This is a genomic window from Pseudoalteromonas sp. T1lg76 (genome assembly GCF_002964725.1).
Classification (GTDB): domain Bacteria; phylum Pseudomonadota; class Gammaproteobacteria; order Enterobacterales; family Alteromonadaceae; genus Pseudoalteromonas.
Genome location: NZ_PQCE01000019.1, coordinates 86,111 through 106,793 on the forward strand (window position 1 = coordinate 86,111; position 20,683 = coordinate 106,793).

At 51.2% G+C, this 20,683-nt stretch carries 11 protein-coding genes and 1 pseudogene; 4 read left to right on the forward strand and 8 right to left on the reverse strand.

What is annotated here, in order from left to right:
- Window positions 1-23: 23 nt before the first annotated feature.
- Together C2M35_RS07990 and C2M35_RS07995 are read right to left on the reverse strand one after the other, a co-directional pair.
- Window positions 24-3,218, reverse strand: coding sequence for an amidohydrolase family protein (locus tag C2M35_RS07990; RefSeq protein WP_105265043.1), 3,195 nt, complete (start codon window positions 3,216-3,218; stop codon window positions 24-26).
- Window positions 3,219-3,378: 160 nt separating this feature from the next.
- Window positions 3,379-4,206 carry a M90 family metallopeptidase gene (locus C2M35_RS07995; protein ID WP_105265044.1) on the reverse strand — a complete coding sequence of 276 codons (828 nt, stop codon included), beginning with the start codon at window positions 4,204-4,206 and terminating at the stop codon, window positions 3,379-3,381.
- A gap of 91 nt (window positions 4,207-4,297) precedes the next feature.
- Between C2M35_RS07995 and C2M35_RS08000 the strand changes: the two genes are divergently transcribed.
- Window positions 4,298-6,664 (forward strand): DEAD/DEAH box helicase, encoded by a 2,367-nt coding sequence (locus C2M35_RS08000; protein WP_105265045.1) that lies wholly within the window; start codon window positions 4,298-4,300, stop codon window positions 6,662-6,664.
- A gap of 218 nt (window positions 6,665-6,882) precedes the next feature.
- Here C2M35_RS08000 and C2M35_RS08005 read toward each other — a convergent pair whose 3' ends face one another.
- From C2M35_RS08005 to C2M35_RS08025, 5 genes are all read right to left on the reverse strand, one after another.
- Complete coding sequence (locus C2M35_RS08005; protein WP_158677942.1) at window positions 6,883-9,870, reverse strand: ligand-binding sensor domain-containing diguanylate cyclase; 2,988 nt, start codon at window positions 9,868-9,870, stop codon at window positions 6,883-6,885.
- Window positions 9,871-10,015: 145 nt separating this feature from the next.
- A complete protein-coding gene (locus C2M35_RS08010) occupies window positions 10,016-10,675 on the reverse strand; it encodes a CatA-like O-acetyltransferase (protein WP_105199176.1) in 660 nt (219 codons plus the stop codon).
- Window positions 10,676-10,925: 250 nt separating this feature from the next.
- Complete coding sequence (locus C2M35_RS08015) at window positions 10,926-11,966, reverse strand: Leu/Phe/Val dehydrogenase (RefSeq protein WP_105199175.1); 1,041 nt, start codon at window positions 11,964-11,966, stop codon at window positions 10,926-10,928.
- A 365-nt stretch (window positions 11,967-12,331) separates the two neighbouring features.
- The gene (locus tag C2M35_RS08020) at window positions 12,332-14,404 is read right to left on the reverse strand and encodes a S9 family peptidase (RefSeq protein ID WP_105265047.1); all 2,073 of its coding nucleotides are present in this window, start codon (window positions 14,402-14,404) and stop codon (window positions 12,332-12,334) included.
- A 54-nt stretch (window positions 14,405-14,458) separates the two neighbouring features.
- Window positions 14,459-15,985, reverse strand: a complete 1,527-nt coding sequence (locus tag C2M35_RS08025) for a fumarate hydratase (protein WP_105265048.1) — start codon at window positions 15,983-15,985, stop codon at window positions 14,459-14,461.
- A 157-nt stretch (window positions 15,986-16,142) separates the two neighbouring features.
- On the opposite strand from C2M35_RS08025, the gene pabB reads away from it, so the two are divergent.
- The 3 genes from pabB to C2M35_RS08040 all read left to right on the forward strand — a co-directional run bounded on the left by pabB (window position 16,143) and on the right by C2M35_RS08040 (window position 19,558).
- A complete protein-coding gene (gene pabB, locus C2M35_RS08030) occupies window positions 16,143-17,495 on the forward strand; it encodes an aminodeoxychorismate synthase component I (protein WP_105265049.1) in 1,353 nt (450 codons plus the stop codon).
- Window positions 17,496-17,505: 10 nt separating this feature from the next.
- A complete protein-coding gene (locus tag C2M35_RS08035) occupies window positions 17,506-18,084 on the forward strand; it encodes an NUDIX hydrolase (protein ID WP_105265050.1) in 579 nt (192 codons plus the stop codon).
- 97 nt (window positions 18,085-18,181) lie between these two features.
- Window positions 18,182-19,558: an L-serine ammonia-lyase gene (locus C2M35_RS08040; protein ID WP_105199170.1), complete on the forward strand. Its 1,377-nt coding sequence runs from the start codon at window positions 18,182-18,184 to the stop codon at window positions 19,556-19,558.
- A gap of 71 nt (window positions 19,559-19,629) precedes the next feature.
- Here the strand turns inward: C2M35_RS08040 and cysB are convergent.
- Window positions 19,630-20,608, reverse strand: a pseudogene (gene cysB, locus C2M35_RS08045) (HTH-type transcriptional regulator CysB).
- Between the last annotated feature and the right edge of the window lie 75 nt (window positions 20,609-20,683).

The following is a 20,683-nucleotide window of genomic DNA, read 5'->3' on the forward strand; positions in this document are numbered from 1 at the left end:
TGCTCTGAAAAACCTAGAAGGAGTTATTCAAAAAACAGCTTAGTACGTGCTTTTTTACCCACTTCCGTCATGGTTTCGGCGTCATATAAACGACCGTTTATCATGGTGTATTGCACCTTATCGGACTGACGAATATCGCTGAGGATATCGCCGTCAATCACAATTAAGTCCGCCAGTTTACCTGCTTCCAAAGAGCCCAGGTTTTTATCCAACCCTAAGGTTTTGGCCGGGTCTATGGTGGCGGTGCGGATCACCTCAAGGGGCGTCATGCCGCCTTGGGCAAACATCCACATTTCCCAATGCGCTGCCAGGCCTTCACGTTGACCGTGGGCACCCACATTCACTAACACCCCCTGGTCTTGCAACTCGCCGGCAACACGGGCGTTATTGAAGTGGTTGTAGTGATGTTCAGGCGCCTTGGTGCGACGCATAGAGCGTGGCAATAACTGGTTTTTAGGGACAAATTTACTTAGACGCGGGTGGTTCCACACCTCGGTTTTATCGTACCAGTAGTTCTCACCCCAGATACCGCCGTAAGCCACGCCAAGCGTAGGCGTATAAGCCACGTCGCTTTGCGACCACAGCTGACGAATATCATCATAGATATTGGCCGCCGGAATAGAGTGCTCTATGGTGGTATGGCCATCGATCACCATGGTGAGGTTATGCTGCAATAGTGAGCCACCTTCAGGTACCACCATCATGCCCAATTCGCGTCCTGCTTCAACCACCTGCTGGCGCTGATCGCGGCGCGGCTGGTTGTAGGATTTAACGCTAAAGGCACCTACCTTCTGCAAGCGCTCAAGATGGAATTTGGCATCATCCAGAGAATCAACGTGCGAGGTGTAACCCGGCATATTAGCACCATAGAGGATAGTACCGGTGGAGAAGATACGTGGGCCCACTATCTCGCCGGCTTTTTGCATTTCGCTGGCAGCGAAGATTTCCGTAGTATCGTTACTTGGATCGTGAATAGTGGTGACACCCAGGGATAGACCGGCCAGGTTTTTCCAGTTCTGCTCGGGAATAATTTCATCACTACCTTGGCCGCCGTGGGCGTGGGCATCAATGATCCCCGGCATAATAGTTTTTCCGGCCACATCAATTATCTTAGCGCCTTCAGGGATCTGCACATCGGCCTGTGCACCTACGGCTTTAATATGCTTGCCATCGGTTAAGACCACGCCGTTATCGATAACCTGCTCACCCTTCATGGTGATCACCTTGGCACCAACCAGGGCAATCATGCCCTTAGGCTCGGCCATGGCTTTTTTGAAACCAATATTTTCGCCGCTTTTCACCTTAAAGTCGGCATCGGCATCGCCTTTAATATTGAACATGCCATCGAGAGAGGCATGGTAAAGCTCAGGGCCCAGGCTCCAGTACAGGCGATCGCTGCTACCGCTCCAGCTGATGTTCTCACCAGCGCGCACAGAAAGCTGTTCAACCGGGAACTGGCTGTCTTTCGGGCCTATACTGATGGTTTTGCCACGCTCAACGAAAGGCGTTACATATACCTTGAAGCGCTCGGCAAACGCCAGGTACTGACCATCGGGCGAGATGCGGAATTCGGTGGCATGCTCGGACTCATACAGCTTACGAATTTTCTTACTCTCTAGCTCAACCACGCTGAAGGTCGGCTTAGGCCAAGGGCTCATCACATAAACGCGGTCATTGTCTTTACCGAATTGCGGCTGATAGCCGTGCTCGGTGATTAGCTCAGGCTTTTTCGGCTTATCTATATTGACCGCATAGATACCCGGTTTAAGCGACCACTCCGGCGCCAGCAAACTGCTGCCGGATGACTTTCTAAAGACCAGGGTTTCACCATCCGGGCTAAATGCCGGTTCCACATATTTGCCCGGCTCTGTGGTTAGGGTATCACCGCGGCCCGAGCGTGCAGAAACAACACGCACACTGCCCTGCTTTTCGTCGTCCCAGGTAACATAGGCGATTTGCTTACCATCACGTGAGAAGGTTGGGAAAAACTCAAAGTGATCGTCTTGCTTGGTCAGGCGTTTAACCTTGCCCGATTCAAGGTCGCGCTTGTAGATATGACCCATGGCCTCGAAAATCGCGGTTTCACCGTCCGGCGACACCTGCACATTGCGCAGCATTTTTACGTCAAATTCATCGGTATCCAGGTTTTGCGTAAAACGCAGCGCCTTTTGAATCGACTTGGTGGTTTCAACCTCAAAAGCGATTTCTTCGCTCTCGCCATTGTCTAGGTCCAGCTTATGGATTTTACCGCCGGCCCAAAATACCAGTGAGTCATTGTCCGGCGTCCAGGCCATGGTTGGATACACGCCGTGAATGGCCCAGGTTTCCTGCATATCACGCTCAAGCTTATCGTACAGCTTGGTTTCTTTACCTGACTCTAAATCATAGAGGTAAAGCGTGCTTTGGAAGTCATCGCGCTTGATATAAGCCAAGGTCTTGCCATCGGGCGATGGCGTTGGACGAATAGCGCCGCCTGTGCCGCTTAGTATGGTCTCAATTTCACCGGTTTCGCGGTCATAACGCTTAATTTTGTAGATGCCTTGCACCGAGTCTTTGGAATAGTGGAAGGTCTTACCTGGGGTGTCGTCCTGAGAGAAATACACATAACGGCCATCCGGTGAAAACGCCGGCTCGCCCAGGTCTTTTTGGTCATTTGGGCGCTCCGTTAACTGCACACCCGAGCCACCGGCCTTGTGATACATCCATACTTCACCGGCACCCAGCGAACGACTGGCGGTAAAGTGTTTACGGGCAACGATAAAGTCGCCGTCCGGGCTCCAGGCCGGGCTATTCAACAGGCGGAAGGATTCTTTGGTCACCTGGGTTTGCTCTGAGCCATCGACCTTCATCACCCAAATATTGTCGCCACCGCCTTGGTCTGAGGTAAAGGCGATATGTTGGCCATCAGGGCTAAAGCGCGGCTGCATTTGCCAGCCGATGTCCGAGGTCAGCTGAGTGGCCTTACCGCCGCTAATCGGCATGGTATAAATATCACCGAGCAGGTCAAATACCAGGGTTTGACCATCAGGGCTGATATCCACGTTCATCCAGGTGCCCTGGTTGACGCTGATTTTCGCATCCAAAAATTCGCCCTGTGGGCTGTCTACTTGCCATTTTTGTTCTTCTTTTGCGGCTTCCTCGGCATAAGCATTTGGCTGCGCCAAGGGCAGAGCCAGGGAAATTGCCAGTGCCAAGGCACTGTATAATGGAGTCTTCATAGAGTTCTCATCGGATTTAGTTATTATCACCCCCTACTAAAACAAAATGTGTGACAAAGGGAAAGTCAGTTGGGGTTAATGGGCGAAAATGAGGGATGGATGTCCCCCCATTGCTCTCATTGCTAGGTTTGTGTTTAATCAAGCTTAGCTTATGCGTCAACTAGCGCTGCCAGTCACTGGGATCAAACTGATAATAGTCTTTAAGGACATTAAAAAGCTCGGCATCAAACTGGCGCATGGCGGCGGGCTTCTCGATAAAGGTTTCGGTGGCTACGGCGAAAAACTCCGCCTCATTGGTGGCTCCATAACCATGCATAACATGAGGCATATTGTAGGCGATATGGCTCTTAAGCTTATTAAAGGCGCGCGAACACACCTCACCCCAACGCTGGTAGCTTTGCCTATTTGCCAATAAAGGTGTGCCATTGGTTTGTCCGGTCACCTGGTCGAGTTGATGGGCAAATTCATGAAACACCAGGTTGTGGCCATCGCCGGGCAAGCGATTGCCCTCAAGCACATCATGCCAGCTTAATACCAGGGTGCCGCCAGGCCAGGATTCGCCTTCACGTACCACCTGATGGTAACTGACCAGACCGGCCATATCACGCTCGGTCACATCGGCATAATAGGCACTGGGGTACAGCAATATCTCTTTAACATTGGGATACAAAGGCCAGGGTTTATTGAGCATAAGCAGACTGGCATTGGCCGCCACTACCAGCTTCATGGCCTCATTGACCCTTAAGCCATCGCGACCTAAAAAACGTTTTTCTCCTAAAAACCAACAGATATGACGCTCCAGCTTAGCCCTATCTGCATCCGTCATGGCGCGATAGATAGGCATGGCCCTTTGCAGTAACTGCTGTTGTGCCTGGTTTAAAGCGGCACCTTGATATTTACGTCGCCATAGACGCAAACGCAACTCGTCCTGGCGCCAATACACAAGCACAAACACCAGCATCAGGCCTATCAATAAGACATTTATCATCTGTTAATTCCTTGACATAGTTACTTGTAAATATGACCCTTAGCCCGCTATTTCAATCTCAACGACACAAATTCACGAATAAAAACACATCATGACGCTTCCCATCTACGCGATAGAGCAGGCCTTTTTAGCCGCCCTAGAACACCACAATGTCATAGTTCATGCTCCCACAGGCAGTGGTAAGTCAACCTGCTTACCCCTTTGGGCCAAAGCTCAGGGGCGCGTTTTGGTCGTGCAGCCTAGACGCATCGCCGCCACTTCTCTGGCGGACTATCTGGCGATGCAAAGGCAACAAAAGCCTGGGCAAGAAATTGGCTTTGCCATTCGCTTTGAGGCCCAACTGAGTGAGCAGACTCAAGTGGTGTTTGCCACTCCAGGGGTGGCCTTGCGCTGGTTTTTCGAAAATAAACTAAGCGATTATGATGTGGTGATGCTGGACGAATTCCACGAGCGTCGCTGGGATACAGATCTGTTATTGGCACTGCTAAAGCAGCATAACAGCCATCGCCTAATCGTCACCTCGGCCACCCTCAATGATGATCGATTGGCCGGCTATTTAGGCGCCAAAACCCTGCACAGTGAAGGCCGAATTTTCCCAATAGACTGTGAATATCTGGCTGACAACAGCCAAAGTATGCCCTCGCGTTTTGACTTGGCCCCACGGGTGCGCCAGGCCTGCGCTTATGCGTTAGAGCACAGCAACAAAGATATCCTGGTATTCTTACCCGGCCGCGCGGAAATTAACAGCTGCCTCAGTGCCTGTCGCGACCTGCCCGCCGAGGGCATTGCCCTGCATGGTGCCAGCCCAGTGAGCGAGCAACGCTGTGCCATGCTAGAAGGCATGCAGCGCCGCATTATATTCGCCACTAACGTTGCCGAAACCTCACTGACGGTACCGGGAATAGAGTGTGTGATAGACTCCGGCCTTGAACGGCGTACCCATCTGCGCAAAGGCAAAACCGTGCTTGGGCTCGATGCCATAGCCAGAGACTCACAGCTACAGCGTAAGGGGCGGTGTGGGCGCACCGCACCGGGTCTTTATATCGCGCTTTTTGGTGAGCATGCACCGCTATTGGCACAGACGCCGGTAGAGATAGAGCGCGAAGCCCTGGATGAGTTGGTTTTGGCCAGCGCCTGTGCTGGTATCGCCATAGATAATCTTGAACTGCTGACGCCGCCGGCACCTTCCAGTCTGACTCGGGCAAAACAGACCTTGAGCAAGCTCGATGCCATTGATGCCCAAGGCCTGGCCACCGAGTTGGGGCGACGCATTTATCCCCTGCCCGTGGATGCAGAGCTAGGTTACCTGATAGAAAAAATGCCCAGCTCCACCTTGCGCCAGGCCATGATAGACTTGGCTGCGGTTATCGCCACACCGGCGCAGCTTTATTCGCTGCCAAACCAAGACACACTTGCCGAGTTAGCCAAGGCCTTGGGTGAGCACCTTAAACACAGTGATATCGCCCTGTGCATTGCCGCGCTGCGCGGTCAGTGCAATGAGCACCTGCACATAGAAGAGACGGCTCTGACTGAAGCACAAACCTACAGCAATTATTTACGCTCGGCCTATCAATTGCCCGAGATTGAACGCTGCGCCCGTTTCGATTATCAGGCGCTGATACAAGCCATAGCCAGGGCGCGCCCGGATTGTATTTTTGTGCGCCGAGATAACCGCCGCGGCGGCTTTGGCAATGGCGAACTGGAAATTCGCCCGGCAAAAAACTCCTTGTTAACCGAGGAACAAGAAGCTGCTCTGGTCCTGGCCACCTTTGCACTGGCGGGCAAAGGCAAAAAACACGCCGATACTTTGGCAACCTTATGCGCGCCTTTGACCTTAAAGCAGGTGTTGGAATTTGCCCCGACCACACCAAGACTCAGCAACTATTACTGGCATCCTGATGAGGTAAATACGGACGAGGGACTGGCGGGTGAAATAAGAGCCACCCTGACATACAGCTACGCCCAAGTTACCCTTACTAGCATGGATACCCGGGTAGACGATGAGCAGCTACTACCTGCGCTAACCGAGCTGATATTAGATGGCACCTTATTTCCCGGGGTTGCTCAGCAGGTGAGCGACGCCCTTGCCTACCATAATCTCTATCTGCTTTATCACCAGCAGGAGCAAGGCCTTGCCACCGCTGGCGAGCATTTACGAGCCAGACTTGTTGAATTAGGAATTCAAAGCCAGGAAGATTTAATGCTTATTGAGGCGGAAGATCTATATTACCAAGGGCTTGAACCCTGGCAGAGCAAGGAGTTTATGGAGCGTTTTCCGCTGCAACTGGTGTTGCCGGGGATGACTCTAGATATTGAGTATTTATTTAAGGCCAAGCGGGTCATAGCCCATTATCACAGCGGTGAGCGCAAAGACCCCCCCAAACGCTGGGAGTTACCCAGTTGGAGCGGTCTGCAAATTCGTTATAAAAAAGCCAGTAAGGTGGTAGATATTCGCTAATACCAATTCTGTTGAGTATGTGATCAGATATAGCGCTGGATAAATGATGTGCTAACAAGGCGGAATTTTTCTTATGTAGTTATTCTGCATAGGCGAGCAGACCGAAGCAATGCTTCGCAGCTTAGCGAGGTAAGCGCATGGATGCGCGATGTAACCAAGCTTCATGGATGAATCTAACCGCAAAGATAAGCAGACCCTAGCTATTTAAGTGAATTGGTTTAAGGCAGCTCTTCGCACAAGAGGTAATCCCTGCGGTGCCCCAGGCAGCGATTGCGTCCTTGCTCTTTGGCCAGATACAAGGCTTTATCGGCGTGTGATAACAATCTATCGGCATTGACCGCGCAGTCGATATCGGCGGCGCCAATACTGACACTGACCTGCAGACCGCGGGCCAGCACCGAGTAATCATAACTGGCTATCTGATGGCGAATGCGTTGTGCCCAGCACAGCGCCCCATCCTCATCAAGGCCTGGGAATAAGATGGTGAACTCTTCACCGCCCCAGCGCGCAAACAGCGCTTGTGGCGGTAAACAGCGGGCGATAATCTGCACCACGGTGGCAATGACCTGATCACCAACCAGGTGCGAATAATGATCGTTAATTTGCTTAAAGTGATCTATGTCTAATAACAGCAGGCTCAGCGGCTGCCCGTCACGTTGCGCTTGGACAAAATGCACCACTAACCACTGGTCGAAGGCACGGCGGTTAGCAATGCCGGTCAGCTGGTCGTGAGTGGCCTGATGCTCAAAGGCCTGCGCTTGCTTCGCCAGCACCTGAGTTTGCTCCTTCACCCGCTTTTTCAATCTCGCTTCGGAGCGTTTAAGGTGATAAAAACGCAGTCGATAAACAAGCAGCAAGAGCAATAACAAGAGCGCCACAACAAATATCTTAAAGCCTAAAGTTTGCCAGACCTTGGGCGCTACTTTAATCTCTACCGCAGCACCGCTTGCTTGCCAGATGCCATAAGGATATCGGGCGCGCACCTCGAAGCGATAACTTCCCGGTGGCAAGTTAGTGTATTCGGTAATATGCAGGTTGCCACGGTCAACCCAGTGTTGCTCGTAGCCCAATAACCGGGTTTGATATTCAATACGCTCGGTCATCACATAACCGAGTCCCGCATAGGTAAAAGAAATACGGTTATGCTCCGGGGGCACATCAACCACGGTATTTTGATAGGCCTGTTGCGGATGGCTATCGAACTGCACCGCCTCTATGCTCACTGGCAACGCCATATTAGCCATACGGGTGAGTTTATTGGGGTCCACCATGACGGCGCCACGCGCAGTGGCTACCCAGACATTATTGTCGTTATGCAAAATAGCCGGATACTGAGAACCGCCATTGGCTTGCGAGCTCAGCATGCCATCCCCCTGATCAAACAAGGTGTATTCCATTTGCCGCGCGGGCTGCTCCATACTGGCGATGATACTTGCACGGCTAACGCGCATAACGCCTCGGTTACTGCTAAGCCAGAAGTAATCGAATTCGTCCACCACCACGGCAAACAGTTTATCAACGGGTAAGCCTTGCTCCTTGCCCACCTTCTGCAATTGTCCGGTCTCGCCGTTATAGCGTACCAGGCCGCGGTCAGTGGCCATCCATACCTGCCCAGGCTCCATTAGAAAGCCAAAGGCATACTCTGTATCGAATTGCTCATCTAACGACAATCGATAAAACTGGCCCTGCTCGAAGTAGCCCAAGCCAACCCCAGTACCAACCCAAATACGCCCCTTATAATCTTCGCTTAAGGCCATAATAAAGTTGCCCGGCAAACCGTCCTCATCGGTAAAGAACTGCAACTGCCCGTGCCTATCTCGGTGCACTAACCCCCCTGCGGTGCCTATCCAAACACCACCGTCATCCTGCTCCAAAACGGCGCGCACTTCATTGCTGGGCAAGCCGGTATCACGGTTTAAATAGCTGGTTAACTTCCGCCCATCGAAATACATCAGGCCGTCGGTATAGGTGCCGACATAAATACCGCCGTCACTGGCCGAGGTCAGACTTAATACCGAAATGGGCGCGCCAGGGCGCTGCCCCAGGGGCGTGGCTCGGCCATTTTGATAGCGATTTAAACCATTGCTGGTGCCAAGATACAGGTATCCGTCGCTATGACTTAACAGGGTTCTTACATAATCGCCGGAGAGCCCCCGCGAGTGGCTTAGAGTGGTAAAAGGAGCCTGACGCAGGCGAAATAGTCCGGCATTGGTGCCAATCCAGATACTGCGTTCCTGGTCTTCTAATAAAGAAAGAATACGGTTGCTCGGCAGGCCAACATTGGCATCGAGTTTTTCTAGGCCAAACTCACTGTAGCGAAACAAACCGTGGTTAATGGTGCCAAACCAAATATCGCCACGGTAATCGACCATCACCGCCGACACAGACTCATGCTTAAGCGCTTTATCCAGCAACTTGAAGCCTCTGTTCTCCTCACGCCAAATGCCCTGCTCAGCACCGACAAGCAAGCGCTGGTTATGATCCAGCGCCAGCTTATAAGTCATGCCATTGAGGGCATTGTTAGTCGTTTCAGGGCGCTGCATTTGCCCGTTTTGATAAACATATAAGCCATCACTGCTGGCCACCCACACCTTATCGCCCTGCTCGAGAACATGGTAAGTGCTGGCTCCGGTGAGAAAATGCAGATCTTGCCCTTGATAGCGACGCACTACGCCTCCGTCTTCAAGCGCCAGCCATAATGCGCCATCGCTTACACGCAGCGCAAAGTTGATCATATAGGCTGCAGCTGGCAAGGCCTGCCAAAAGTTGCCCTTGACGCTGCTCACACCGCCGCGAGAGCCGGCTACATACAACTCATGAGTTTGACTATCCAGGCTCAGGCTGCGTATCCCGGAATCGGGTAAACCCGTTTCCTCACCGCGAGTAAACAAGGTGAATTTACGGCCATTAAAGCGCGCCACCCCTTCCCAGGTACCAGCCCAAATATAGCCATCAGGAGTCTGTGCTAGGGCATTAATACTGTTGTGAGGGAGGCCATCACGGGTATCCCAGGTTTCAGCAAAATAATGACTCAGGGGGACATTTTCAGGGACGTTAACAGCCGCATTAGCAAACACAGGGGCAACTTCAGAGCCGGGGGAGCTCGTAGGGATCTGCTCAACTGCCTGTAAAGACGCAGCAAGAGTCAAAAATACAAAAGTAAATATGCTGAAAATTAACGTCATGGAAATAAAAGTAAAGCGCACCTAGCCTATTTGAATTCTTAATTCTTGGTTTGAGGCAACATTAACATAAGATGAACGTATCACTTTACACGCTTGTGGCGTAATTACAAAGGATTACCTGATCATTTAGCGTCCACCTTCACATTTTTCATGGCTTAACTGTTAACTAGCCGGTTAGGTAGCGCTGCGGATCGCGAAATTTTTGCTGTAATTGTCCAATAAACTGGCCGCTATGCAGGCCATCCATCAGCGCATGGTGCACATCTAAAGATAAGGTCATGCTGCCGGTGCCCTTATCATATTGGCCAAATACCAGCTTAGGCACACCGCTGGCATTACCCTCATGGGTGGCATGAGAAAAGGCGGAAAAGTTAAGCCAAGGCAGCACGGACACATGAATTAAATCACAGCGCCCTTCACTTTCGGCAAAGCCTTCACTAAACAAGGGCTGTTGTAAGGCTCGGGTCTTGGCCTGAGCGTGCTGCTGACAATACTCGCTAAAACCTTGCACCGAAGGCAAATAACTAAAACGGAAGGTGTCATCGTCCGCCAATTGCACCACGCTGATACTGGGGTTGGCACAATGCACCGGACGGCCATCGACAATGCGCAGACCCATGGGCCAATATTCGGCGGCGCTAATATGTGCTAAATAAAGATAGGCTAAGAAAAAAGACTTTTGCTGAACACGACAATAATCGTACAAGGGTTCGGCCCTGAGGCTGACGCACACATTAAAGTAAGGTTGTTGGAAATCTTTAAAAAAGGAAAAGTGCTGCTGCCTTTCCCAGTTATCTAAATCGACATGAGTGTAAGATGTTGACATAAGGTAATTACGTATAAAAAAGGCACGCTCTGGAGCATGCCTTATTCATCATTGCGGCGCAATCTATTACGCGCAAGTAATACCAATTCACTTAAATAGCTAATCATTCTAGCGGGCTAAATATCGTGCTAACTGCGTTGGAATTTTTCTATGGAGAATAACTACATAAGAAAAGTTCCGCCTTGTTATCACATCATTTATCCAGCGCTATATCTGATCACATACTTAACAGAATTGGCATAAGAAAAGATTAAAGCCCGTTGGCAATAATTTCTTCAGCCAGTTCGTCAGCAACCACGTGCGTAGAAACCTGTTCAACGTCTGAACGTTGGAAGATTTCGATCAGGGTATCGTAAATGCCCTCAACGTGCTTGGTAGCCGCTTCTGCGCTGTAACCTTCTTCTTTCGTCTCGTAGTATACGTTGATGATACCACCAGCGTTGATCACGTAATCCGGTGCGTAAAGAACGCCCTTCTCACGCAGAATTTCACCGTGACGAGACTCGGCTAGCTGGTTGTTTGCACAACCGGCAATGATGCCAGCCTTAAGGCGTGGAATGGTATTGTCGTTTACCGTTGCGCCCAGGGCACAAGGTGCGTATACGTCTACATCCAGGTCATAGATTTCATCGATGCCCACGGCAGTCGCATTGAACGCATTAACAACACGGGCAACCGACTCTTCATTGATGTCCGTTACGAATAGCTCAGCACCGGCATTGTGCAGGTGTTTACATAGGTCGTAAGCAACCGCGCCCAAACCTTGTACTGCCACCTTGACGCCCTCAAGGTTTTGGTGACCGTGCTTGTGCTGATACGCTGCTTTAATACCTAGGAATGTACCTAGCGCGGTGAAAGGCGAAGGGTTACCACTTTTACCTTCAAGACCCATTACATAGTTGGTCTCTTTGTGCATAACCATCACATCACCTGTGGTGATGTTTACGTCTTCGGCCGAGTAGTAGCTACCACCCATACGCTCTAGTTGCTTACCAAAGGCACGGAACAAAGCTTCCGATTTAATCGTTTTCGCATCACCTATGATCACCGACTTACCACCGCCGAACGGTAAACGCGCTACCGCGTTTTTGTAAGTCATACCCTTAGACAGGCGCAGAACGTCTGTTACTGCGTCTTCATCACTGGCGTAGTTCCACAGACGACAACCGCCTACCGCTGGACCTAGCTTGGTGTTGTGAACTGCGATAATTGCCTTAAGGCCTGATTCTTTATCGCTACAAAATACCACCTGCTCGTGGTTATCGAAGTCAACTTGATTAAAAACAGCCACTATTATTCTCCGAACTTTATACCCGAGATACGGGTGCGCTGAAATTGCCGCTGACTCTATCACTAAGTCACGTCTCTTACCACTCAATGAGATGATAAAGTCTCGACTGGTTAACAATGCAAATATTGCTTCCCACTTACCTTAATTATTTGAAAAAAATATGCAGCTAAATACCAAAAAGCAAATTTTGGAACCACTTCAGCCAGCTTAGTAATAACATCTACCCCTTAGGTAGTGACGTTTACGTCAACGGCAATAATGATGTAAATATTTTAATACGCATTGGGGAATTGTCTAACCCCGAGGTGGCGGGAGCTGGCGCCGAAAAAGCGCCAGCCCAAGTTTACTGGTCAGACTTGATGATATTACTGAGTGTATTTCGCCATCCAGGTAAATACTTGCTCATACCAGTGTTTAAGATTATCCGGATTGCGGATCCAATGGTTTTCATCCGGGTAAACCACCAGGCGTGAGTCGATGCCCTTGCGCTGCAAGGTAGTAAAGGCACCCAGGCTTTGCGCATAAGGCACACGATAGTCCTTCAGGCCCTGAATCACCAGCATAGGAGTTTGCCAGTTTTCAACAAAGTTGGCCGGGTTATAACGCTTATAGTCCGCGTCTTTAGCCCAAAATGGCCCGCCCATTTCATGCTCAGCAAACCACAGCTCTTCGGTGCTTTGGTGGAAACTCGGCATATCGAACAAACCGGCGTGGTTTACCAGGCAGTTAAAGCCGGTCGGCCAGTTGCCTGCTATCCAGTTCATCATATAACCGCCGTAAGAGGCGCCGAGCGCACAACCGTTATCGGTATCAAGCCACTTATAGTTGCTCTTCACATAGGCCAGACCTTTTTGTAAGTCCTCAAGCGGCTTACCGCCCCAATCCCGGGAGATAGAGTTGGTGAATTCCTGGCCGTAGCCCACCGAGCCATGGAAATCTATCATCACCACGCCATAACCTTGTGCCGCCCACAACTGCGCATTCCAACGGCTATGGAACATATTGCCGAATGAACCCTGCGGGCCGCCGTGCACTAAAAACGCCAGCGGGTAACGTTGCTGCGGGTCGAATAAGGCCGGTTTAACCAAATAACCATACACCTGCTCATCGTTGGCGCCGGTAAACGAAAATTGCTCCGTCTCACCCAGTTGCAGGGTTTCTAGGTTGGCTTTATTCACCTGAGTCAGTTGACTCAATCCGGCACCATCGCGATTAATACGATACAGCTCTTTGGGAGAATTAAGGGCGTGGCGGGAGAAGATGATCTGCTGACCCTGCACCTGCACATCGCCGACGTAACCGTCGGAGAACAGGCTGCGCACATCGCCAAAGGCGGTGCTGATTTCAAATAAGCTGGTTTGTCCTAAATCTTTGGCGGTGGCATAGATTGCACGGCCATTAGGACCAAAGCTAAAGCCCTCGACGCTTCTGTCCCACTGCTGTGCCATGGACTGGCGCTCACCAGTGCGCAGGTCAATCAATTGCAGGGTAAACTTATCCGCTTCAAAGCCGGGTTTACTCATGGCCTTATAGGCAAGATAACGACCATCACTGGAAAACTGCGGGCTTGAGTCCCAGGCTTTATTTTCCTCGGTCAGGTTACGCACCGCACCGCCTTCAATGGCTACTTCGAACAAGTCAAAGTTGGTGCTCCAGGCATTGTCCTTGGCCTTCACCTTGGCGCTAAACACCACCTTTTGCCCATCCGGACTAATGGCTACTTCTTCCATGCCGGAAAATGGTTTGGCCGGCACATCAGTTTGCCATTGCGGCGTCAGGTCTTTGGCATCTTTAATGATCTCCTTGCCCATGCTGGCAACAAACAAATGTCTGACCTTATCATCATTCCAGTGATCCCAATGACGCACCATCAGGCTATCGTAAACCTGTGCATTATGGGCAACACTCTGCTGTTGCTTCTCTTTGTCGAGTGAGCAGGCAAGCGTGTCACATTCGGGATACACATCAAACGTCACCACCAAGGAGCGGTTATCAGCGCTCAAACGATAGCCTTCGATATCCAGCGGGAATTGGGTGATAGGCTTGGCTTCACCGCCGGCTAATGGCAAATACCAAAGCTGCTGTGAGCCGGAGCGCGACGATAGAAAATAGATGCCCTTACCGTCGGCACTAAAGCTGACGTCCGACTCGGTGCCGGCGCTGTAGGTTAATTGCTTTACTTGTGGCGGTTGCGCTTGCAGCGACGAGGCCATCGCACCAATTGCGTTTAGCGCCTGGGCGTAAAGCTCACTACCCTCAGGCGTTTTAATGGCGTAGATCAGGGTATTACCATCGGGTGACAGCGCCACGCTGTGAATTTTGTTTAGGTTATTAAGTTTATCTACCGTCAGTACATCGGCCTGAGCACTTTGACTGAAAACACTGAGACTGAGACCACTTAGCGCCAATGCGGCGGCGATACGAGTTGTTGTTATCATTATTTTACTCCATAAAAAAGAGCGCAAAAGCGCTCTTTTTCTAAGGTTTAGACATTACTTTAAAGCGCCGTCCAATTCTTCGATTTTTGCTTTCCAAATAGCTGGACCTTGAGTGTGCGCATTGGCACCTTCGCTGTCTACCGCTACGGTTACAGGCATGTCTTCCACTTCAAATTCGTAGATGGCTTCCATACCCAGGTCTTCGAACGCCACCACGCGGGCTTTCTTGATTGCTTTAGCAACCAGGTAAGCGGCGCCGCCGACGGCCATCAGGTAAACCGCTTTGTTTTCTTTGATTGACTCAACGGTTGCCGGGCCACGCTCTGCTTTACCTATCATGCCGATAAGGCCGGTTTTCTCCAGCATCAGGTCGGTGAATTTATCCATACGCGTTGAAGTTGTTGGGCCTGCTGGGCCTACCACTTCGTCGCCGACGGCATCAACCGGGCCCACGTAGTAGATAAACTTGTTGGTGAAATCCACACCCTCTGGCATGCCTTCACCGCTTTCGATCATGCCTTGCAGGCGTTTGTGCGCAGCATCACGACCTGTGAGGATTTTACCGCTTAGTAGCACGGTCTCACCCATCTTCCACTCTTTGATATCTTCTTTGGTCAGGGTATCAAGGTTTACGCGACGCGTGTCTGCACCCACTTCCCAAGTCACTTCTGGCCAGTCTTCAAGCTTTGGCGCTTTAAGGTCGGCCGGACCGCTGCCATCTAGCGTGAAGTGTACGTGACGGGTCGCCGCACAGTTAGGGATCATCACCACCGGCTTAGAGGCCGCGTGCGTTGGCGCGGTTTTAACCTTGATATCAACAACCGTGGTTAAACCGCCCAGACCTTGTGCGCCAATACCTGTTTTGTTGGCACGCTCAAAGATTTCCAGACGCAGTTTTTCTTCTGTAGTTTCGGCGCCACGCTCCATTAGCTCGTGAATATCAACCGGATCCATAAGAGATTCTTTTGCCAGTACCGCGGCTTTTTCTGCGGTACCGCCGATACCTATACCCAGCATGCCCGGCGGACACCAGCCTGCGCCCATGGTTGGTAAGGTTTTTTCAACCCACTCGGCGACATCGTCAGACGGGTTAAGCATGACCATCTTGGTTTTGTTTTCAGAGCCGCCACCCTTAGCAGCGATCATCACTTCCACTTCACCACCTGGTACCAGGTCGATGTGCACAACAGATGGCGTATTGTCCTTGGTGTTCTTACGTGAACCAGCAGGATCGGCAACGATAGAGGCACGCAGTGGATTATCCGGATTTAGGTAAGCGCGACGGGTACCTTCGTCAACCATTTGCTGCACCGTCATGTCCGTTTTATCCCACTTCACGTCCATACCCACTTTTACGAAACAGGTCACGATACCCGTATCCTGACACAGTGGACGTTTGCCTTCAGCAGACATACGAGAGTTAATTAGGATTTGTGCAATGGCATCTTTTGCCGCTTTGTTTTGCTCTTTGTTATATGCTTTTTCAAGCGCCTGAACAAAATCCAATGGGTGATAAAACGAAATGTACTGCAACGCATCGGCAATGCTGTCGATGAAGTCTTGCTGACGAATAGTGCTCATAAATCTTCCTTCATACTGGGTCGTGGTGCCATTAACAAGCAATGGCAGGCACGACAACTCGGTGACGTGCGCACGGTGAGAGACCGCGACTTCTGAAAAAGTGTAACTTATGATACCCTCCCAGCCCGTTTCGGGCTAGCTCTTCGAGTTGAAGATAATGACAAAATCGCAATTGCACTGCATCAAGGCGCCAATACAGGCACAACCCTGTGATGTTTTTACCCATTTTCACCATTTGCCGGGGGCTATTTTCCTCGACTCGGCAAGCGATAGCCATGTCAATAGTCGCTATGACATCATCGCCTTTGCGCCTACCAAGTGGCTCAGTGTTGAAGATGGCAAGGCTATGTTGGACAACCAGCCCCTAGAACAAGACGTTTTTGTGCAAATGCAGGCCGAGCTCGGCACACTATGCCCGGACAGAGCCCCTTATGGCCTGCCCTTTAACGGCGGTTGGCTTGGCTATTTTGGCTATGATCTGGGTCGCTTATTGGAGCGACTGCCCGAAACCGCCGAAAAAGATATTCACCTGCCCGAGATGCAAATTGGTTTGTATCTCGATGCGCTGATTTTTGATAAGACCGCCAAGCAATGGTATTACCTGGCGCAGCCTAGTATCGACGCCGAAGCCGGATTACAAAAATACCTCAACCAGCTTGAAAAGGCCCCCAAGGCCGGTGACTTTGCCCTGAGCTCAAAGTGGCAATCGAATATGAGTTATGCGTTTTATGCGCAGCAATTTGCCAAAATTCAGGACTATTTGCGCAGCGGCGATTGTTACCAAATCAACCTGGCACAGCGCTTCTGCGCCCAGTACCAGGGCTGTGAATGGCAAGCCTATCAGCGTCTGCGCGAGCATAACAGAGCGCCCTTTTCCGCTTTTATTCGCCTAACCCAAGGCGCCATTTTGTCCATCTCGCCGGAGCGCTTTATCGAGGTAAAAGGCAAGCAAGTGGAAACCAAGCCCATCAAGGGCACACTGCCGCGCAGTAAGGATGCGCAAGAAGACAAGGCGCTGGCCGAGCAACTTGCGAGCTCGCCAAAGGATCGCGCCGAGAACGTCATGATAGTGGATTTGCTGCGCAACGATTTAGGTAAAGTAGCCAAGCCCGGCAGCGTCACCGTACCCTCGCTGTTTGCTATCGAGAGCTTCCCGGCGGTGCATCATTTGGTCAGCACGGTGCAATCCCAACTGGCGGAAGGTAAAACCGCCATAGATCAGCTGCGCGCCGCTTTTCCAGGAGGCTCGATCACCGGAGCGCCGAAAATCCGCGCCATGGAGATCATCGAAGAGCTGGAGCCACACAGACGCAGCGCCTATTGCGGCTCTATCGGTTATCTCAGCGCCTGCGGCGATATGGACACCAGCATTACCATTCGCACCTTGGTTGCGAACGAAAATAAGCTCTACTGCTGGGCCGGCGGCGGCATAGTCGCGGACTCAAATGTTGATTTGGAATACCAGGAAACCTACCATAAGGTAAATAAAATCTTACCCGTATTAGAGTGAGTATCGCCTTTTGCCAGCCAGTACCTGTGCCCAGTTGATCAGCCGCTTTAACCTCTCGCAGGTTACAGTTCCGCAGCCTAAGCGCCACCCAAAACGGCGCAGCGCTGTGGTTATGCTGCTTAGCGACTCGCCCCAGGGCGCTCAGGTCCTGCTGTGTAAACGCCCTCGCCATTTACGCAGTCACCCCAGTCAATTATGTTTTCCCGGCGGCAAGCAGGAGCGCCAGGACGCCAGTCTCAGGCACACGGCGCTGCGCGAGCTGCATGAAGAACTCAATATTGACGCCCGCGAGGTGGATATTATCGGTCACCTCGGGGATATTGAAACCCTCGGCGGCATGGTCATTACCCCCTATCTGGCCTATCTGCACCCCGGTGCCCATTGGCAACTGGATCGCAATGAAGTGGATGCCGCATTTTTTATGCCCTTTTCAACCCTGGTTGAGCGCCAAAACTGGTACCCTCTTCGCGTTGAGCGCAGCGGTTCCCCCTTAGAATTTCCTTTACTGAACACGCCCTACGGAGTGCTATGGGGCGCTACCGAGCGCATCATCAACCAATTCATTCAACAGCTTGGCCTGAACAGCTAAAAAACACCGCAAAGAAAATCAGTTCCCGGGATTACATCTATAATTATTTAACGTTATCATGGCCGACCGTTCAAAGGTTATGTGAGTAATAGGTTATATGATCAGTGCATTCGATATGTTCAGCATTGGTATTGGACCCTCCTCGTCGCACACAGTAGGCCCTATGCGTGCCTCGCGACTGTTTGTCCAAGCTCTTGAGCAGCAAGGTAAGCTTAAGGATGTTACCGAAGTTAAAGCCGAGCTGTTTGGCTCGTTAGGCCAAACGGGGGTCGGCCACGGCTCGGGTAAGGCGGTGATCTTAGGATTAGCCGGCTATGATCCTGAAACCGTTGATGCCGATGCGGTACCGGATATCCTAGACAAAATCGAGCAAGAGCAAGTCATTCACCTCGACAAAAAGCATCAGGTCAAATTTCCCAAGCAAGGCGCGATTGTCTTCCATCGCCGTAAAACCTTGCCCAAGCATTCTAATGCCATGGAGCTGATAGCCTTTAAAGACAAAGAGATTATCGCCTCCCAGGTGTACTACTCCATCGGCGGCGGCTTTATCGTCAGCGATGAAGATTTCGATAAAGAAAAACAGGCGGCACTGGATATTCGCGAGCAAAATCCGGCGCCCTACCTCTTTGATAGCGCCCAGGAGCTTTTAGAGCTGTGTAAAGAGTCAGGGCTAAGCGTCTCCAGCCTAATGATGGCCAATGAAAAAACGCTGCGCAGCGAGAGCGATATTCGCGATGAACTCTTCCATATCTGGGAAGTAATGAAAGCCTGTACCGAGCGCGGCATACGCACGGAAGGTATTTTACCCGGTGGCCTTAAGGTACGCCGTCGCGCCCCAAGCCTGTATTTAAAGCTCAATGTTGAGAGCAATAACGACCCACTGCGCGCCATGGACTGGGTTGATTTATTCGCCTTGGCGGTGAATGAAGAAAATGCCGCCGGCGGCCGCGTAGTAACGGCGCCGACCAATGGTGCGGCGGGTATTTTGCCTGCGGTGCTTATGTACTACCACACCTTTATCAAGGAAGTGGATAAGGAAATCGCCACCCGTTACCTGCTCACCGCAGCGGCTATTGGCATCCTGTATAAGAAAAACGCTTCTATCTCCGGCGCCGAAGTAGGCTGTCAGGGCGAAGTGGGCGTGGCCTGCTCCATGGCCGCCGGTGCGCTCACCGAAATCATGGGTGGCAATGCCACTCAAGTTGAGAATGCTGCGGAAATCGGCATGGAACACAACCTGGGCCTAACCTGCGATCCGGTTGGTGGTCTGGTGCAGGTACCTTGTATCGAGCGTAACGCCATGGGCGCGGTGAAAGCCATTAATGCCTCTCGTCTGGCCATGCGTGGCAGCGGCGAGCAAAAAGTGTCCCTGGACAAGGTGATTAAGACCATGTGGGATACGGGCAATGATATGAAAACCAAGTACAAGGAAACCGCCCGTGGTGGTCTTGCGGTTAATATTATTGAGTGTTAACTCGGCTTCGAGTTACAAATAAAAAAGGCGACCTAGGTCGCCTTTTTTAATACGCTCAAAAGCGCCAGCGCTTAGCGTACCGGCAGCTCAATATTGGCAAACATGGCATCCACATCGTCCTGGTTGCGCAACAAACAGGCTTTTTCTACTCTGTCTTTAGTCAGATGCGGGGCAAAACGCTCGATAAAGTCGTACATATAGCCGCGCAGGAAGGTGCCCTTTCTAAAGCCAATCTTAGTGGTGCTGGCTTCAAACAAATGACTGGCATCGATACAGACCAGATCTGTGTCGCTCACCTGATCTATGGCCATAGAGGCAACCACACCCACTCCCAATCCTAAACGCACATAGGGTTTTAATCACATCCGCATCGGTGGCGGTAAAGACGATATGCGGCTCGTGACCATGGGCGTTAAAGGCCTTGTCCAGCTCGGAGCGACCGGTGAAACCAAAGACATAGGTGATAAGTGGATATTGGGCAATATCGGCTATGGTGAGGCTATGGGCCTTTTTCGCCAAGGGGTGATCCTTAGCCACGACAATACTGCGATTCCAGTGATAACAAGGCAGCATCACTAGATCCGAATACAAATGCAATGCCTCGGTGGCAATGGCAAAATCCGCATCACCGCGGGCGGCGGCGTCAGAGATTTGCTGTGGCGTGCCCTGATGCATATGCAAGGACACCGCCGGATACTTTTTCATAAAGCCCTGGATCACACCAGGTAAGGCATAACGGGCTTGAGTATGGGTGGTGGCAATATTGAGTTTACCCTGATCCGGCAAGGTATGCTCATTGGCCACGGCTTTAATGCCCTCAACCTTAGAAAGAATTTCTCGAGCAATATTAATAATGTCGTTACCGGCGCTGGTAACATGGGTCAAATGCTTACCACTGCGGCCAAATATCTGCACACCGAGCTCGTCTTCAAGCATACGAACTTGCTTAGAAATCCCCGGCTGGGAGGTATAAAGACTCTCTGCGGTGGCGGACACATTGAGGTTATGATTAAGCACCTCAACTATGTACTTTAGCTGCTGTAATTTCATGATATTTACTTTCTTTTATTATTTTACTTAAAAACAAACACAAGCAGCGGCCACAAGGGGCAGCGCTGGGCGCCG

What these genes read in the sequence shown, in the direction of transcription:
- C2M35_RS07995 (WP_105265044.1), bottom strand. Translation starts at nt 4,206, where the DNA reads ATGATAAATGTCTTATTGATAGGCCTGATGCTGGTGTTTGTGCTTGTG.
- C2M35_RS08020 (WP_105265047.1), bottom strand. Translation starts at nt 14,404, where the DNA reads ATGATAACAACAACTCGTATCGCCGCCGCATTGGCGCTAAGTGGTCTC.
- C2M35_RS07990 (WP_105265043.1), bottom strand. Translation starts at nt 3,218, where the DNA reads ATGAAGACTCCATTATACAGTGCCTTGGCACTGGCAATTTCCCTGGCT.
- C2M35_RS08010 (WP_105199176.1), bottom strand. Translation starts at nt 10,675, where the DNA reads ATGTCAACATCTTACACTCATGTCGATTTAGATAACTGGGAAAGGCAG.
- C2M35_RS08025 (WP_105265048.1), bottom strand. Translation starts at nt 15,985, where the DNA reads ATGAGCACTATTCGTCAGCAAGACTTCATCGACAGCATTGCCGATGCG.
- C2M35_RS08000 (WP_105265045.1), top strand. Translation starts at nt 4,298, where the DNA reads ATGACGCTTCCCATCTACGCGATAGAGCAGGCCTTTTTAGCCGCCCTA.
- C2M35_RS08040 (WP_105199170.1), top strand. Translation starts at nt 18,182, where the DNA reads ATGATCAGTGCATTCGATATGTTCAGCATTGGTATTGGACCCTCCTCG.
- pabB (WP_105265049.1), top strand. Translation starts at nt 16,143, where the DNA reads ATGACAAAATCGCAATTGCACTGCATCAAGGCGCCAATACAGGCACAA.